Origin of the sequence: Mycobacterium sp. 29Ha, from assembly GCF_032883055.1 — a bacterium.
Lineage (GTDB): Bacteria > Actinomycetota > Actinomycetes > Mycobacteriales > Mycobacteriaceae > Mycobacterium > Mycobacterium gallinarum.
This window is the reverse complement of the sequence record NZ_JAMQTI010000024.1, coordinates 97,914-113,554: the sequence shown is the minus strand read 5'-3', so window position 1 is coordinate 113,554 and position 15,641 is coordinate 97,914. Positions and strand designations below refer to the sequence as shown.

Annotated in this window: 21 protein-coding genes and 1 other RNA gene; 11 read left to right on the top strand and 11 right to left on the bottom strand. The window is 67.8% G+C overall.

Features of this window, described 5'->3' with window-relative positions; genetic code table 11:
- On the top strand, positions 1-459 hold a 459-nt coding region (locus M1248_RS26025), incomplete at its 5' end, for a hypothetical protein (RefSeq protein ID WP_317150156.1).
- An 83-nt stretch (positions 460-542) separates the two neighbouring features.
- On the opposite strand, the gene rnpB is transcribed toward M1248_RS26025, so the two are convergent.
- Positions 543-941, bottom strand: an RNA gene (rnpB, locus tag M1248_RS26020) — RNase P RNA component class A.
- Between the two features lie 21 nt (positions 942-962).
- On the opposite strand from rnpB, the gene M1248_RS26015 reads away from it, so the two are divergent.
- The 5 genes from M1248_RS26015 (at position 963) to M1248_RS25995 (ending at position 3,711) form a co-directional block, all read left to right on the top strand.
- Positions 963-1,418, top strand: a complete 456-nt coding sequence (locus M1248_RS26015; RefSeq protein ID WP_163729367.1) for a helix-turn-helix transcriptional regulator — start codon at positions 963-965, stop codon at positions 1,416-1,418.
- Between the two features lie 10 nt (positions 1,419-1,428).
- The gene (locus M1248_RS26010; protein ID WP_317150155.1) at positions 1,429-1,866 is read left to right on the top strand and encodes a VOC family protein; all 438 of its coding nucleotides are present in this window, start codon (positions 1,429-1,431) and stop codon (positions 1,864-1,866) included.
- Positions 1,867-2,388, top strand: coding sequence for a methyltransferase family protein (locus M1248_RS26005; protein ID WP_163729371.1), 522 nt, complete (start codon positions 1,867-1,869; stop codon positions 2,386-2,388). It begins immediately after the preceding gene.
- A gap of 106 nt (positions 2,389-2,494) precedes the next feature.
- On the top strand, positions 2,495-3,007 hold the full coding sequence (locus tag M1248_RS26000) for a methylated-DNA--[protein]-cysteine S-methyltransferase (protein WP_317150154.1): 513 nt from the start codon (positions 2,495-2,497) through the stop codon (positions 3,005-3,007).
- Positions 3,007-3,711, top strand: coding sequence for a 2OG-Fe(II) oxygenase (locus tag M1248_RS25995; RefSeq protein WP_317150153.1), 705 nt, complete (start codon positions 3,007-3,009; stop codon positions 3,709-3,711). The genes M1248_RS26000 and M1248_RS25995 overlap by 1 nt, the downstream gene beginning before the upstream one ends.
- Before the next feature lie 67 nt (positions 3,712-3,778).
- Here the strand turns inward: M1248_RS25995 and M1248_RS25990 are convergent, their stop codons facing one another.
- The gene (locus tag M1248_RS25990) at positions 3,779-4,414 is read right to left on the bottom strand and encodes a class I SAM-dependent methyltransferase (protein ID WP_317150152.1); all 636 of its coding nucleotides are present in this window, start codon (positions 4,412-4,414) and stop codon (positions 3,779-3,781) included.
- A complete protein-coding gene (locus M1248_RS25985) occupies positions 4,401-5,357 on the bottom strand; it encodes an NAD(P)/FAD-dependent oxidoreductase (RefSeq protein ID WP_174262054.1) in 957 nt (318 codons plus the stop codon). The genes M1248_RS25990 and M1248_RS25985 overlap by 14 nt, the downstream gene beginning before the upstream one ends.
- A 47-nt stretch (positions 5,358-5,404) precedes the next feature.
- Between M1248_RS25985 and M1248_RS25980 the strand changes: the two genes are divergently transcribed.
- Positions 5,405-5,980 (top strand): XRE family transcriptional regulator, encoded by a 576-nt coding sequence (locus M1248_RS25980; RefSeq protein ID WP_317150151.1) that lies wholly within the window; start codon positions 5,405-5,407, stop codon positions 5,978-5,980.
- A gap of 20 nt (positions 5,981-6,000) precedes the next feature.
- Here M1248_RS25980 and M1248_RS25975 read toward each other — a convergent pair whose 3' ends face one another.
- Genes M1248_RS25975 through cobC form a run of 5 tightly spaced genes read right to left on the bottom strand, consistent with a single transcriptional unit; the run spans position 6,001 to position 10,378 of the window.
- On the bottom strand, positions 6,001-6,417 hold the full coding sequence (locus M1248_RS25975) for a polyketide cyclase (protein ID WP_317150150.1): 417 nt from the start codon (positions 6,415-6,417) through the stop codon (positions 6,001-6,003).
- Positions 6,418-6,434: 17 nt separating this feature from the next.
- On the bottom strand, positions 6,435-7,523 hold the full coding sequence (locus tag M1248_RS25970) for a bifunctional RNase H/acid phosphatase (protein WP_317150149.1): 1,089 nt from the start codon (positions 7,521-7,523) through the stop codon (positions 6,435-6,437).
- A complete protein-coding gene (locus M1248_RS25965) occupies positions 7,520-8,257 on the bottom strand; it encodes a zinc ribbon domain-containing protein (protein WP_317150148.1) in 738 nt (245 codons plus the stop codon). The genes M1248_RS25970 and M1248_RS25965 overlap by 4 nt, the downstream gene beginning before the upstream one ends.
- Positions 8,247-9,389 carry a Nif3-like dinuclear metal center hexameric protein gene (locus tag M1248_RS25960; RefSeq protein WP_317150162.1) on the bottom strand — a complete coding sequence of 381 codons (1,143 nt, stop codon included), beginning with the start codon at positions 9,387-9,389 and terminating at the stop codon, positions 8,247-8,249. Before M1248_RS25960 ends, M1248_RS25965 begins: the two co-directional genes overlap by 11 nt.
- Before the next feature lie 26 nt (positions 9,390-9,415).
- On the bottom strand, positions 9,416-10,378 hold the full coding sequence (gene cobC / locus M1248_RS25955) for an Rv2231c family pyridoxal phosphate-dependent protein CobC (protein WP_410506731.1): 963 nt from the start codon (positions 10,376-10,378) through the stop codon (positions 9,416-9,418).
- A 97-nt stretch (positions 10,379-10,475) separates the two neighbouring features.
- On the opposite strand from cobC, the gene M1248_RS25950 reads away from it, so the two are divergent.
- Genes M1248_RS25950 through M1248_RS25940 form a run of 3 tightly spaced genes read left to right on the top strand, consistent with a single transcriptional unit; the run spans position 10,476 to position 12,455 of the window.
- Positions 10,476-11,129 (top strand): HAD-IA family hydrolase, encoded by a 654-nt coding sequence (locus M1248_RS25950; RefSeq protein ID WP_317150146.1) that lies wholly within the window; start codon positions 10,476-10,478, stop codon positions 11,127-11,129.
- Positions 11,122-11,628, top strand: coding sequence for a low molecular weight protein-tyrosine-phosphatase (locus M1248_RS25945; RefSeq protein ID WP_317150145.1), 507 nt, complete (start codon positions 11,122-11,124; stop codon positions 11,626-11,628). The genes M1248_RS25950 and M1248_RS25945 overlap by 8 nt, the downstream gene beginning before the upstream one ends.
- Positions 11,628-12,455, top strand: coding sequence for an SURF1 family protein (locus M1248_RS25940; protein ID WP_317150144.1), 828 nt, complete (start codon positions 11,628-11,630; stop codon positions 12,453-12,455). Before M1248_RS25945 ends, M1248_RS25940 begins: the two co-directional genes overlap by 1 nt.
- Here the strand turns inward: M1248_RS25940 and M1248_RS25935 are convergent.
- Complete coding sequence (locus M1248_RS25935) at positions 12,409-13,374, bottom strand: cobalamin biosynthesis protein (RefSeq protein WP_163729393.1); 966 nt, start codon at positions 13,372-13,374, stop codon at positions 12,409-12,411. The genes M1248_RS25940 and M1248_RS25935 overlap by 47 nt on opposite strands.
- Positions 13,375-13,461: 87 nt before the next feature.
- Between M1248_RS25935 and M1248_RS25930 the strand changes: the two genes are divergently transcribed.
- Positions 13,462-13,857: a VOC family protein gene (locus M1248_RS25930; protein WP_163729395.1), complete on the top strand. Its 396-nt coding sequence runs from the start codon at positions 13,462-13,464 to the stop codon at positions 13,855-13,857.
- On the opposite strand, the gene M1248_RS25925 is transcribed toward M1248_RS25930, so the two are convergent.
- Both M1248_RS25925 and M1248_RS25920 read right to left on the bottom strand, forming a co-directional pair.
- Positions 13,850-14,920, bottom strand: a complete 1,071-nt coding sequence (locus M1248_RS25925) for a DUF2855 family protein (protein ID WP_163729396.1) — start codon at positions 14,918-14,920, stop codon at positions 13,850-13,852. The genes M1248_RS25930 and M1248_RS25925 overlap by 8 nt on opposite strands.
- Before the next feature lie 10 nt (positions 14,921-14,930).
- Entirely contained in the window at positions 14,931-15,584 is a 654-nt protein-coding gene (locus tag M1248_RS25920) for a nitroreductase family protein (RefSeq protein WP_317150143.1), read from the bottom strand.
- Positions 15,585-15,641: the final 57 nt, after the last annotated feature.

Sequence of the window (15,641 nt, the reverse complement as noted above, 5' to 3'; positions counted from 1 at the left end):
GTTTACGTGAGGCAACGAATGCCCCCACGCGCGCATCTTGACGTGAGGCAACAGGTCGATGCGATGCAATTACGCTTTCGCCTTGGGGGTCGAGCTTCAAGTCAGTTTCAGGGGTGGAGCAATATGCGTGGAATCCTTATCAACACCGCCGTGCTAGCCATTTTCCTGGGCGCCGCTCCAATCGCCGCCGCCGACGATGTGCCCGGCGTCAACGACGACGCAGTGCTCGGCGCACCTTGTGACAGCGCAAGCCGATACATCTATGGACGCGGCCCTAGCGGCGAGCCGCTCGCCTGTGTCGCGTTCGACGGCGCGGGCCAGTGGGTTCAATCCATGCCTCTGGTCGGTGTTCGTGAGGTCGGCTCTCCATGCGTCGATGAGAGTGACGGCGTTGCTCAATCTCCTGACGGTCTGGGTCTGGTGTGTGCCTCCGACATGGGATGGCAGCCCGGCCCGTAGGTCTCTTTCGCTCGATTGACTCGGTGCTCGGATCCGCTGCGGACGGCGGCGACCCCGAGTGGCTGAATATGCAAGACATAGGGCGGATGAGTTGGCCTGTAAGCCGGATTCTGTTCCGCACCACCGCGAGTGATCACGGCGGTGAGGCGGCGACCATCCATCTGGACACACCGTTGCCGGGTGCCTCAAGCGGCCTACCCGCAGGCTCGGGCGAGCAGCCCTCGGACGCCTGCGCGGCCGCACCAGGTGCGGCCTTCTTGGCCTTGCTTCGGGTGGGGTTTGCCTAGCCACTCCGGTCACCCGGAATGCTGGTGCGCTCTTACCGCACCGTTTCACCCTTACCGCCTCCAGGGCGGCGGTCTGTTTTCTGTGGCACTGTCCCGCGAGTCACCTCGGATTGCTGTTAGCAATCACCCTGCTCTGCGAAGTCCGGACTTTCCTCGAATCATCTTGCGACGATCCGCGGCCGCCCGGCCAACTCATCCGCGCAATAAACTTAGCTCATGTCCCAAGTTCCCCCGGCCCGTTATCTCCTGCGGGCCAAGGATCTGGTCGACGCACGCTATTCGGATCCCATCACCGTCGACGACCTCGCCGCCGCGGCGGGACTGTCGCGGGCCCATTTCAGCCGGATGTTCACCCGGACGTTCGGGGAATCTCCCCGGGCATATCTGCAGACCAGGCGTTTGGAGCGCGCGGCGTCATTGCTGCGCCACACCGACCGCTCCGTGGCCGACATCTGCGTGATGGTGGGACTGCAAAGCGTCGGGTCGTTCACCACCAGCTTCTCGCGGGTGTACGGCATGCCCCCCGCGGCGTATCGGGCCAGCATGCCGCCGGCAGCAATCTACGCGCGAGTGCCCAGTTGCATCCTCGCGCGCGACACCCGGCCGCCCGCCGACAGCCGCGTGCGTAAGACAGCACACGGGGAGAAGACGGGCGACGGCGACCGAACGTAGCGTCGTTCGCATGATCAAAGTTGCAAGCGCCCACCTGTGGGTACACGACCAGGACGTCGCACTGAAATTTTGGACCGAGAACGTCGGAATGGAAGTGCGCCAAGATGTTTCGCTGCCCGATATGGACAACACGTTTCGGTGGTTGACCGTCGGTCCGCCTGGCCAGGACGACGTGTCGATCGTGTTGATGGCGGTCCCCGGCGAACCTGTGATGGATGAGGTCACGCGCAAGCAGGTGCAGGAACTCACCGCCAAGGGCTTCGCCGGCACCGTGTTCCTGACTACCGAAGACATCCAGGCCGACTACGACGAGATGACCGCTCGCGGCGTCGAATTCACCGCACCACCGCATCAGATGCCGTACGGCATCGACTCCGGATTTCGTGATCCGTCCGGCAACAGCGTCCGATTGACCCAATTGGCACCGCCGCCCGCCAATACTGTCTAGGTGCGAACCACTACCGCAGCACTGGGTTCGGCGGCATTCTTCGTCGTCGCGCCCGGCACGTTCGTCGGGCTGGGCCCGTGGCTGATCACCCGATGGGAGATCCCCGAGTCCAGCCCGCCGTTACGTCTGGTCCTGGGGGCGGTCTTCGTCGTCGCGGGCCTGATTCCGCCCATTCACGCTTTCGTCCAGTTCACCAAGGCAGGCGGGACGCCGATGCCCGTCGCGCCGACCGAACGGCTTGTCGTCGGAGGGTTCAACCGCTTCGTCCGGAACCCGATGTACGTCGGCCTGTTGACCGCGATCCTGGGCCAGGCGCTGCTCTTCGACAGCCTGTGGTTGGTGGTCTACGCGGTGATCGGGTGGATCGCGACGGCGTCATTCGTGCACTGGTACGAGGAACCGACGCTGGTGCGCACCTACGGCGAGCAGTACGAGGAATACCGGCGCAATGTGCCCGCATGGACTCCACGCCTCACGCCGTGGCGGCCGCCTAGTGTGCAGCCAGATCGCAAAATCGCCTGAAAGCGGGCGAATCGTCGATCTCAGCGCACACTAGGCCATTCCTGATATCCCGCCGGATTGGCATGCATCGATCTCACGTCTCGCCGACCACCGGCGTCTACAAGACATGAACACCCGACACTGCGTCATCGACAGCAAGCTGGGCGAGCTCACCCTGGTCGCCGACAGCGACGCCCTCACCGGCGTCTACTTCCGGCATCACTGGCGTCGCCCCGACTCATCCGCCTTCGGAGCGCGGGTCGACGCGCACTCCGATGTCCTGCTTACCGAGGCGGAGGTCCAACTGACGGCCTACCTCTCCGGCGACCTCGCCGCTTTGGACCTGCCCGTCCGCCCACAGGGCGACCAGCGTCAGCAGCGGGTCTGGGACTTGGTGTCCGACATCCCCTTCGGCGGCACCGTCACCTATGGAGAACTGGCCGCAGCGCTGGCCGTTGGCACGACAGCGCAGGAAGTGGGCCAGGCCGTCGGCCGTAATCCGCTGTGCATCGTCATCCCCTGCCACCGGGTGGTCGGAAGCAACGGTCAACTCACGGGCTACGCGGGCGGGCTGAAGCGCAAGCAGTTTCTGCTCGAACTCGAGGAGGCCGCCGGCGTCAAGGCGGCGAGACTGTTCTGATGCATCGGAAGCGGGTCGACTCGGGTGATTGGGACGCAATCACCGCTGAGCTCAACGACTTCGGCGGGGCACTGCTACCCCGGCTGCTCACCGATGCCGAGGCCGAGGCGATCAAGCGGCACTACTCCGACGACCACATGTTCCGCTCGACCATCGACATGCACAGATACCGGTTCGGCGAGGGTGAGTACCGATACTTCGACCGGCCCTATCCCGCCCCGATCGAAGCACTCAAGCAAGCGCTGTACCCCCGGCTGTTGCCGATCGCGCGAGACTGGTGGGACAAGCTCGGCCGCCCATCCCCGTGGCCGGACACCCTCGACGACTGGCTCGACATGTGCCACGCGGCAGGCCAGACGAAGTCGACGGCGATACTGCTCAAGTACGGCGCTGGAGACTGGAACGCGCTGCATCGAGACCTGTACGGCGAGTTGATCTTTCCACTACAGGTGGTGATCAACCTAAGCGAGCCGGGCGTCGACCACACCGGCGGCGAATTCCTGCTCGTCGAGCAGCGCCCCCGGGCCCAGTCGCGCGGCACCTCCACACTGCTGCCGCGCGGTCACGGGTTCGTGTTCACCACCCGGGAGCGACCGGTCCGCTCGGCGCGCGGGTGGTCGGCGGCGCCGGTCCGGCACGGCGTCTCGACGGTCCGATCGGGCCAGCGGTTCGCGCTCGGCCTGGTGTTCCACGACGCGGCGTGAGAGATGCCGCGTTACACGCTGATCAGTTCGGACGGCACGCGTACACGCGTGCGCGGAAATCGGGCGTCTAGCCCGCTCGCCGACGGCGCAGCACGATCACGTTGTCATGCCAGATAAAGGGCTCCCTGTCGGGCCAGTTCACCTCTCGCTCGACCACTTTCGTCTGCGCGGGCTCCCACTCCGCATCTGAGAGATTCAGCGAGGCGACGACCTCCTCGGGACTCAGGAAAATGTGGCGGTGGCGATCGAGCTTCGAGTCACCCGGCGGAGGTGCGCTGTGGTCCACGATCAGCAGCGTGCCGCCCGGTTTCAGGGCTTCGGCTGCCCGCAGGAAGATGCGGGTGCGATCCAGCGGCAGGGTGGAGTGCAGGAAGTGGGCACTCACCAGGTCGAACTCGCCGTCCGGAAATGTCTGTGACAGGTCGTGTTGCTGAAAGTCGATCCGGTCCAGCACGCCGCGAGTCTCGGCTGCTGACCGCGCTCGCTGCAGCGCGGTATCCGAGATATCCACGGCGACCACATCCCAGCCATGCTCTGCCAGCCACACCGAGTCCGCTCCCTCGCCGCAGCCGAGGTCGAGTGCTCGACCGACCTCCAGCCCGGTCACCACCTCGGCGAGGCGCAGGTTGACCCGTCCGCTCCACACTCGGTCGCGTTCGCCGTAATGCTGCTCCCAATGCTCCTTGGCGTCAGGCGTTGACACGTCGTCTCCCTTCAGGAACGGCCAGACCGTATTCGTCGGCCATCAAACTCTGCACTATCGCCGCAGCTGCGTGCGAGCCGCTCGCGATCGCGGCCGCCACCTGTGGCATCGGCACGCTCAGATCGCCTGCGGCGAACACCCCGGGTGCCGTCGTCCGGTAGAAGCCGTCCACGGCGATCGGGTTCTGCGCGACCGGTGTCGGATCGGCGGACTCGACGCCCAGCTCATCGGCCAGCGTCGAGCGCTGGTGCAGCGTGGTGGCGACGAGTAAACCCCGGCGCGCCAGTCGAGTTCCGTCGGTGAATACGACGGCGCTCAATTCGCCGTTCTCGGAGTCCAGTTCGGCCACGCGTCGGTCGTCGATGGTGATGTTCGCGTCGGCCAGCCGGATGCGGTCGTCGTCCTCCAGACCGTCGGGCCCGTCGGTCAGCACGACGATGTCGTCGCTCCAACCGCGCAGCAGCAGCGCCGAATGGACCGCACGCGGACCTCGGGCCAGGACGCCCAGAGGTTGGTCCCGCATCTCCCAGCCGTGGCAGAACGGGCAGTGGAACGCCGATCCGCCCCACAGCTGCGCGAGGCCGGGCAACTCCGGCGGGCGGTACTCCATGCCGGTGGCCAGCAGTACGCGTCGCGCGCGCTCGCGGGTGCCGTCGGCCAGTTGGAGCACGAAGTCGCCGTCCGACGGTTCACCCGCGACCACCTCGCCGGTGCGCACCTCGACACCCGGATATACCGATAGCTCACGTCGCCCGGTCTCGTATAACTCGGCCGGACTCCGTCCGTCGTGTCCGAGCAGGCCGCCGATGCCGTGAGCAGGCAGATTGCTCTGCGCTCCGGCATCGACCAGCAGAGTGCGGCGCCGTGCCCGTCCGAGCACCAAGCCGGCACTCAGGCCGGCCGCACCGCCTCCGACGATGATGCAGTCCCAGATGTTGTCCATGACCCCACCTTGCAGGCGCTAGGGCAAAAGTGCCAAGCTTTCTTGCCATGCAGGCAAATGACGAAGAAAGTGTCGATCTGCGGGTGCGCAAGCGTCTGCGAGATCTGCGGATGCAGCGCGGCCTCACCCTCGAAGAGGTCGCCACCCGATCGAGCATCGACGTGTCGACACTGAGTCGTCTCGAATCCGGTAAGCGACGGCTGGCCCTCGACCATCTCCCCCGCCTCGCCGCGGCACTCTCGGTGAGCACCGACGAACTACTCCGCGCCCCCGAGGCCGAAGATCCACGGGTCCGGGCGAACTCGCACACCAGCCACGGCATCACCTACTGGCCGCTGACCCGTCAGGTCGCGGCAGGCGGACTCCACGCGTACAAGATCCGGGTCAGTGCCCGACGCCGGAGGCCACCTCCCGAGCTACCTGTCCATGAAGGCCAGGAGTGGATGTACGTGCTGTCGGGCCAGATTCGGCTGATTCTCGGAGAGCGCGACTTCATCGTCAAACCCGGTGAAGCCGTTGAGTTCTCGACCTGGACACCGCACTGGTTCGGGGTGGACGGCGGTCCGGCGGAGGCGATCATCATCTTTGGTGTGCACGGTGAACGGCTGCACCTGCACGGCTGAGATCTGACGCGACCGCCGATCTACAGCCGATCGTGTGCCAGCTCGGCGAGGTGCTTGAGGGAGTTGTCGAGGTGCTGCCGGTCGAATGGCGGGAACCCGATCTCTTCGCGAACGCGCGGCGGCACGGCCGACCAGCCATACGTCAGCGTGACCTCCGTCCGGTCGTGGGTGACCGGCTTGAGGTCGTAGCGCCAGATCCAGCCGCCGAAGTCGAGGTTGCCGTCGTCGGTGCCTTGGCCCGGCAGCCATGCGATCGCGTGAGGCGGCTCGAAGACCTCGACGCGGTTGGCGATCTCGTAGTGCATTCCCCCGTAGTTCGAGTGATACATCGCCATCCGAAAGACCTGGCCGACGTCGGTCAGCCGCTTGCCGTCGAGCGACTCCCGCACCCAGCCGGTGCCGTCGATCGCCTGATGGGTGTTCGGGTCGGCCAGCACGTCGAACCGGCCGTCCCCTACCCCAGGTAGGCCGTTTGGTTGACCAGCCGTACCGAGGCCGCACCGTCGGGGTAGAACTCGGCGATCGACAGCGACGCCAGGTCCAGGTGCATGCGATAGAGGACGCTCGGGCCCGCATCCAGGGCCATCCGCAGCAGCGTCTTGATGGGCGTCACGTGCGACACCACCAGTACCGTCTCACCCGGATGCTCGGAGATGATGCGCGCCCGCGCCCTGCCGACGCGCTCAGCCGCGGCGTCGAAGCTCTCCCCGTCGGGCGGCGCCACACTGGTGTCGCGCAGCCAGCGCTTGTGCAACGCCGGATCACGTTCGGCCGCTTCGCCGAACGTCAGCCCCTCCCAGCCGCCGAAGTCCGTCTCGATCAGGTCGGCGTCGACGGTGACGTCGAGGCCCAGCGCTTTGGCCGCTGCATCGGCGGTGTCGTGCGCACGCTGCAGCGGCGAGGTGATCACGGCCGAGATGCCGCCCCGGTTGCCCAGGAACTGCGCGGCCGCGTCGGCCTGGCGGCGGCCGAGGTCCGTCAGCGCTGGGTTGCCGCGGCCCGAATACCGGCGTTCCACCGACAGTTCGGTCTGCCCGTGTCGCAGCAGCAGCAACCGGGTGGGCGCACCCCGCGCACCGGTCCAGCCGGCGGGGTTGGTGTGCTGTTCCGTTTTCGGTTCCGCCGTGGACGTTTCCAGCTCGGCTGCCGCATCCATCGCCTCGTTCGCCAGGCGGTCGGCATGGCTGTTCTTCGCCCGCGGAACCCAGGTGTAGGTGACGCGGTCGAATCGCGTCGACAGCTCGGTGGCCTGCTGATATAGCGGCGCCAAGTCCGGATGCTTGACCTTCCAGCGCCCCGACATCTGCTCCACGACCAGCTTGGAGTCCAAGTTCACGTCGACCTCGTCGGCGCCCAGGTTCGCGGCCTCCTCCAAGCCGGCGATCAACCCGCTGTACTCGGCGGCGTTGTTGGTGGCACGGCCGATCGCCTGTTTGCGCTCGGCGAGCACCGTGTTGTGATCCGCGGTCCACACGACCGCGCCGTATCCAGCCGGGCCGGGGTTGCCGCGCGATCCCCCGTCGGCTTCGACGACAACCTTCACGCGCCGGTCCCCTTGACCCGCAACAGAATCGCTCCACACTCGGGGCACCGCAGCACTTCGTCCTCGGCGGCGGCGGAGATCCTGGCCAGTTCGCCGCGGTCGATCTCGATGCGGCATGCACCGCACCGGCCGCCCTGAAGCAGCCCAGCTCCCGCGCCGCCGCGGGTGCGCTGACGCTCGTACAGCGCCACCAGGTCGGGGTCCAGGCCGGCGACGAGTTCGTCGCGCCGCAAAAGTGATTGGTCGCGTAGGCGGTCGAGTTCGCTGCGCGCCTCGTCGCACGCCCGCTGCGCCTCTCCGAGGTCCTTCTGCAGCTCGTCGATCTTCGTCAGCTCGGCAGCCTGCTCGCCCTGCAGCTCCTCGCGGCGCTCCATGATCTCCAGCAGCGAGTCCTCCAGCGACGCCTGCCTGCGCTCGAGTGTCTCCAGTTCGTGCTGTAACTCGGTGAGCTGCTTGGCATCTGTAGCCCCCGAGTCCAGCAGCTTGCGGTCGCGATCCTCACGCTGGCGGACCGAGTCGATCTCGGCCTCGAACTTGTTCACCTGCTCGTTGAGGTCGTCGAGCGCGATCTGCAGTACGGCCAGCCGGTCGTTGGCCTCGCGGTGCGTCGCCTGAATGGTTTCGAGCCGTTGCGACTCGGCGAGGTGGCCCGCACGATGTTCGATGCGGCCTCGTTCGGCATCCAGCTCGGCCAGCTCGAGCAGCGAACGTTGTTGAATTACTTCAGCTTTCATGCCTCGTTCTCTCCACGTTCCAAGGGTCAGTACGAACCGCTGACACCCGCACGGGTAACGCTTCGCCGAAATGGTCTCGCAACAGGTCTGCGGCCTGTGTGCACCAGGGGTATTCGCTCGCCCAGTGCGCGACGTCGACGAGCGCCACGTCAGACGCCCGCCGGTGCTCGTCGGCGGGGTGGTGCCGAAGGTCTGCGGTCACAAAGGCCTGCACTTCTGCGCCCGCGACGGTGTCGAGCAGGGAATCGCCTGCACCGCCGCAGACCGCCACCCGCGACACCGTCGCCTCGGGATCGCCGGAGGCGCGAATCCCCCACGATGTGCCCGGCAGCGCGTCGTGCACCCGTGACACGAAGGCCGACAACGGCTCCGGGCGCGCCAGCGAGCCCACCCGGCCCAACCCGACGTCGCCCGGCAGGGGCGCCAGCTCGAAGACGTCGAACGCGGGCTCCTCGTAGGGGTGCGCCGTGCGCATCGCCGCCAGCACGCGGCCACGCATCCGCGACGGTGCGATCATCTCCACCCGCTCCTCGGGCACCCGCTCAACGGTCCCGACAGCGCCGATCGTCGGTGTTGCACCGTCGTGCGGCAGGAATTGGCCGATACCCGTCGCGGTCCAGCTGCAGTGCGAGTAGTCGCCGATGTGTCCGGCGCCCACGGCGAACATCGCTTCCCTTACCGCGTCGGCGTTTTCGGGGTTTTCGGTGGGTACGAAGACCACCCACTTGTCCAGACCCGTGCCGGACGGGATGGGCGCCAAGACTTCTTCGACGGTCAGGCCCAGTGCGGCGGCCAGCGCGTCCGATACTCCTGGCGATGCCGCGTCGGCGTTGGTGTGCGCGGTGAACAGGGCCCGGCCGGTGCGGATCATCTGGTGCAGCAGCGCACCTTTGGCCGTGTCGGCGGCGACGGTGTCGACCCCGCGCAACAGCAGCGGATGATGCGCGAGCAGCAGTCCCCGGTCGGGCACCTCGGCGACGACGGCGGCGGTGGCGTCCACCGCGACCGTGACCGTCTCGACGGTCTCCGACGGGTCACCGCAGACCAAACCCACCGAATCCCAGTCCTGGGCCAGGTTCGGCGGGTAGGCCGTCTCGAGAACGTCGATGATGTCGGACAGCCGTGGTCTGATGTCGCCGGCCGAGCGGCTCCGGGCACTCACCGGATCACCTCGGCCATCGCCTCGACCAGCACCGGCCACTCGGGCCGCACCGCCGCACGCAGGAACTGGCCGTCCAGTCCGACGAAGGTGTCGCACCGGCGCACCGCAATGCCCTTGCCGTCGAGGTGTTTTCGCATCAGTTCGGCGTCCTCGACGGCAAAGAGGACAAAGGGAGCAGATCCGTCGACGACATCTACGCCGATGCTAGTCAGCCCGTCGACCATCTCCGCGCGCAGGCGGCGCAGGCGTTGGGCGCCGCGTTCGGCCTCGGCCACCGCGTGCGGTGCGCTGCACGCGGCGATCGCTTCGAGCTGCAGCGTGCCCAGCGGCCAGTGCGGGCGTCGCGCGGTCATCCGATCGAGCAGGTCGGCGGCTCCCAGCGCATAGCCCACCCGCAGGCCGGCCAGCGCCCACGTCTTGGTGAGGCTGCGCAGCACCACCACATCCGGGAGCGGTACGGCCGCCAATGACTCCGCCTCACCGGGCACCGAGTCCGCGAACGCCTCGTCGACGACCACGATGCGGCCCGGCCTGCGCAGCGCGGTGATCTGCTCGCGCGAGTGCAGCACCGACGTCGGGTTGGTCGGATTTCCGACGATGACGAGGTCCGCGTCCTCGGGCACGGCCGCATCGGCCAGCTCGTAGGGCGGCGCGAGCACGACGTGCTGGAATGGCACACCGGCCGCGGCGAGGACAGCCTCGGGCTCGGTGAACGACGGCACGATCAGCGCCGCGGACTGTGGCTGAAGTGCGGGCAACAGCGCGAACCCTTCGGCGCCCCCGGCCAGCAGGGCGACCTCGGCCGTATCGCGGCCGTGTCGGGCGGCGACGGCAGCGCGGGCACGCTGCTCGTCGGCGGCGCTGGGGTACCTGCCCAGGTCGGCCATCCGCGCCGTGAGTCGATCGACCAGCCACGACGGCGGCGCGTCGGCGCGAACGTTGACGGCGAAGTCCAGCATGCCCGGACCTGCGGCCCGGTCGCCGTGATAGCGCGCTCCCGGGCGGGATTGGCTTGCCACATCACGACACTAGTGGGCCGTCGGGGACAATGAGTTTGTGACGGCGTCCCCGCAATTGGTGATCTTCGACCTCGACGGCACCCTGACCGATTCGGCTCAGGGCATCGTGGCGAGCTTCCGCCATGCGCTCGACGCCGTGGGCGCCGTCGTCCCCGATGGCGACCTGGCCACCATGATCGTCGGCCCGCCGATGCATCACACGCTGCGCGATATGGGCCTCGGCGAGGTGGCCGACGCCGCGATCGCGGCGTATCGGGAGGACTATCTGGACCGCGGTTGGGCGATGAACCGCCCGTTCGACGGGATCCCTGCACTGCTCGCCGACCTGCGGGCCGCAGGGGTGCGGCTGGCGGTGGCGACGTCCAAGGCCGAGCCGACGGCGGTCCGGATCCTCGCCCACTTCGGGCTCGACGGGCATTTCGAGGTCATCGCGGGCGCCAGCGTCGACGGCTTGCGCGCCACCAAGTCCGAGGTCGTCAAGCGTGCGTTGGCCCAGCTCGAGCCGCTGCCCGACCGCGTGCTGATGGTCGGCGACCGGTCTCACGACGTCGAGGGCGCCGCCGAGCACGGCATCGACACCGTGGTGGTCGCCTGGGGATACGGTCGCTCCGACTTCGAGGACCCGGACGCCGTCGTTCCCCACGCACGGGTCGCGACCGTGGACGAGCTGCGGACGGTGCTCGGTGTCTGAATCAACCGACGTGCCGCTGCACGTCACCTTCATCTGCTCGGGCAACATCTGTCGCTCGCCGATGGCGGAGAAGATGTTCGCCCACCAGCTCAGCGAGCGTGGTCTGGCGGGCGCGGTGCGGGTGACGAGTGCAGGTACCGGCGGCTGGCACGCGGGCGAGCCCGCGGACCGGCGGGCCAGCCACGTGCTTCGCGCCCACGGTTACCCCTCCACGCACCGCGCTGCGCAGATCGACGACGACCATCTGTCCGCCGACCTCGTCATCGCGCTGGGCCGCAACCATCTGCGGATACTGACGGATATGGGCGTCGATGCTGACAGAGTCAGGATGCTGCGCTCGTTCGATCCGAGGTCGGGGGCGCATGCGCTGGACGTCGAGGATCCCTATTACGGCGGTCACGACGACTTCGAGGACGTCTTCTCCGTGATCGACGCGTCCCTGCCCGGCCTGCATCAGTGGGTCGACGAGCAGCTGTCCGCGCGTGGAATCGCGAGCTGATGAAGCGCTGGGCCTTCTTGCTCAAGCCGTCCTGGCTGGCGCTGGCGGTTGTGGTGGTCGCGTTCGCGTACCTGTGTTTCACCGTGCTGGCACCGTGGCAGCTCGGCAAGAACACCAAGACGTCGCGGGAGAACAACCAGATCTCGCACTCGGTGACCGCCGACCCGGTGCCGGTGACAACGCTTTTGCCGCAACAGGATTCGTCGGCGCCCGACGACCAGTGGCGCCGGGTCACAGCGACCGGAGAGTATCTGCCCGACGCCCAGGTACTCGCGCGGCTGCGGTCGGTCGAGGGTGAGCCCGCGTTCGAGGTGCTGGTGCCCTTCGCGGTCGACGGCGGCCCGACCGTGCTCGTCAACCGCGGTTACGTGCGCCCGGAGGGCGGGTCGAAGGTCCCGCCGATTCCCGCACCGCCGACGGGGACGGTGACCGTCACCGCCCGGTTGCGGGACTCCGAAGGGCTGGTGCGAGACAAGGAGCCGTTCCGCGAGGACGGTGCAATGCAGGTGTATTCGATCAACGTGGGGCAGATCTCCACGCTCACCGGCGTGCCGCTGGCGGGGTCGTACCTGCAGCTGGTCGAGGACCAGCCCGGCGGTCTGGGCGTGCTGGGGTTGCCCAACCTCGACGCCGGGCCGTTCCTGTCGTACGGCATCCAATGGATTGCGTTCGGGATCATCGCGCCGATCGGCCTCGGCTACTTCGTGCGCGCCGAGATCCTGCAGCGTCGGCGGGACAAGGCGGCCAAGGAGGCCGCGGACGCCACGCCGGAGAAACCGGTCACGACGGAGGTGAAGCTCGCCGACCGCTACGGCCGACGCCGCTGAGAAGCACGGCGAGGAGTGCGGTCGCGATCTGAACTGCACGCGACAAGCGAACGGCGCGGCTGAGGTCGGCGATCCCCGGTGGCGGCCCCTCGCCGAGTGTCGGCCGGATCTCGAGCTGGTGGGCGTACTGGGTCGGCCCGCCCAGCCGCACGCCCAGCGCGCCGGCGAAGGCGGCTTCGACGACACCGGCGTTGGGGCTGGGATGACGTGCCGCGTCGCGGCGCCACGCCTGCCACGCTCCGCGCGGTGACCCGCTGACCACCGGTGCGCACACCATGACCATGACCGCGGTGGCGCGGGCGGCGGCGAAGTTGGCGGCATCGTCGAAACGGGCTGCGGCCCAACCGAATCGGCTGTAGCGCGATGTGCGGTGACCGATCATCGCGTCCAGCGTGTTGGCGCCGCGGTAGACCAGAATGGCGGGAACCCCGCCGACCGCGCCCCACAGGATCGGGGCCACCTGCGCGTCGGAGGTGTTCTCCGCGACCGATTCCAGTGCCGCGCGGGCGAGGCCGTCGGCGTCGAGGACCGACGGATCGCGTCCGCACAGCGACGGCAGCAGCGCGCGGGCGGCGTCGACGTCGCCTGCGGTCAGGTGGGCCGCCATTTGATTGCCGGCCCGCGTGAGTGACGTCCCGCCCAGCGCCACGAAAGTCGCCGCGGCCATGGCCGCTGGCGCTCCCACGCGCCCTGCCGCCCGCTCGATCAGTACGCCGGCCGCGCCGAGGGCCCCGAGCAGAGCGGCGGTGTGGACGGCACCGGCGGCGCGGGTGTCGGCGTAGCTCAGCCGCTCGAAAGCCGATGCGCCGCGGCCGAACAACGCCACCGGATGACCCCGGCGGGGGTCACCGAACAGCAGGTCGGCCAGCCACCCCACCGCCATCCCTGCGGCGCGGCCGCGGCCATGTGGCGCAAACACTCCGGCAGCGTCTCACAGGGTGGTTCGCGCACAATCGGCTGGCCGGGGGTCCATGATCACAGCAGACACAACTGCGAGGAGTCCACGATGACGTTCCCGGCCCTTAACCATGTCGCGCTGACGGTGCGTGACCTCAATGTCAGCGGACCGTGGTACCGGGCCTTGCTCGAGGCCGAACCCGTCCTTGACGAGCACACCGATGCGGGTTTCCACCATCTGGTGTGGGCGTTCGACAACGGCACCTTGTTCGGCATCCATCAGCACGATCAGCAAGCGCCCGACGAACGATTCACCGAATTCCGCGCCGGGCTGGACCACGTCGGCTTCGGATGTGCGGACCGCGCCGCGCTGGAACAGTGGGTGCAGCGGCTCGACGCCCTGGGTGTCGAGCACAGCGGCATCGTCGACGAGAGCTACGGGTCAGGGCTCAGCTTCCGGGATCCCGACGGCATCGCGTTGGAGTTCTTCGCGCCGCCTACCTGAGCGTGACGATGATCCCCGTCGCCGGGTCGACCTTCCCGTCGAGCAGTTCGAGGTAGGCCCGCTGGATCTCGTCCTCGGTCGAAATCCGCTCGATCCGGAGCCAGCCGGCGGCCCACTGCGCGAACGGCGCCCACGACTCGGCGACCTTGCGGTCGAGCTCGGCGGTCCCCCAGTCGTTGCCGCGCTTGGCGATCCTGTCCGGCGCGAAGAAGAACACCGGGCTTGGGCCGGCGAGTTCGCCTGCCCCCGATGCTATCTCGGTCCAGTGGGTGGCACCGACCGTCGAGCTGTGGGCCAGCCGATCCCCGTAGTGGGCGTGCACTTGGGCGCGCACCTTACCGTCGCCGGAGATGTCGACGTAGACCGCGCGCTCGCCGGGAAGATCGGACACCGCGTCGTACAGACACACCGAGTCGTAGATGTTCAGTCCCTCGACGAACTCGCTGTTGCCCCGCGACGTCAGTCCCACAACCTTGATGCGGTCACGCTTGGCGAGTAGGTAAGCCGCAATCAGCGCCGTCTTCGAAGACGCGCTGGAGATGACGATCGTGTCGGCGCCGAAGAAGTCCTCGTCGGCTAGGAAATCGTCGATGAGGAACGACGTGAAGAACAGCGGGAAGAAGAGGATGTGTTCGGCCTCGCGGTCGGCCGAGTAGACGGGATCGGTCTCGATGTCGCGGTAACCCTGATAGGCCGACGGCAGACCCGCCCGATGCGGTGCCGCGTCGAAGAAGCCCTTCTCGTTGATGCGGGAGGGCATGACCACCAGGTGGCTGGCGCACGGCAGGTAGCCGTAGACGCGCATGCCCTGCGGCAGGCCGGAATTGCGGGACTCCTCGACGTGGGCGTAACCCCAGACGTTGAGCCTCCCCCACTCCGGGTCCGACGCCGGGAAGAAGCCCCAGTAGTTCATTGCGTCGCCGAACACGGCGTACGTGATGTTGTTCGCGGTCAGGCCGAACGACTCGATGCGAAGCAACGCCTCGCCGTCGGCCGGCGACGGCGGGTCGCCGTTGACGATGCGGGTGTCGTGAAGGTCCTCGCGATTCAGCTCCAGGTCCACGCGGCCAGCCTTACATAAAGGCGCGATTCCCATACCGGTCGAGCGAAACCAGTTCTCCGACAGGACGACGCGTGGTGGGGCCGTACTTGCCGATCGGCCAGCCCATCGGGATCACCGCGCACGGGGTGACGTTCCACGGCAGACCGAGGACGCGGCGGGCCAAGAACTTGCTCCACAGCGGAATGGTGATCAGCGCCGCGCCCAGACCTGCGGCACGGGCCGCCAGCAGGAGGTTCTGCACGGCGGGATAGATGGAACCGTAGGCACTTGTCACCGCGACCGGCGGCCAGGGCGGGACGACACCTTTGAGACATGCCACGATCACCACGGGGATCTCGTCGAAGTGGTCAGCCTGCCACCGCACGGCCTTCTCGTTGCGCAGCATCTTCTCGTCCATCCGGTTGCCGAGCATGCGCTTGTACATCTCGCCGCCGAAACTGATGGCCGTACGGTTCAGGCGGCCGAGTTTCGCAACCACCGCACGGTCCTTGACGACGATGAACTCCCAGTTCTGCGCGTTGGAGCCCGTCGGCGCCTTCATGGCCAGCTCGAGGATGTGCAGGAGCAACGCGTCATCGACCGGGTCCGGTTTGATCCGACGGATGGCCCGCTGTGTGCGCATCGCCTCTTCGAGCGACATGGTCAGGGGTTCTTGTTGCGTCATGTCTTGATCCCAGCACGGCCGGCGTCCGGGTCAAGAGGCAAGGGTGGGCGCGGACGG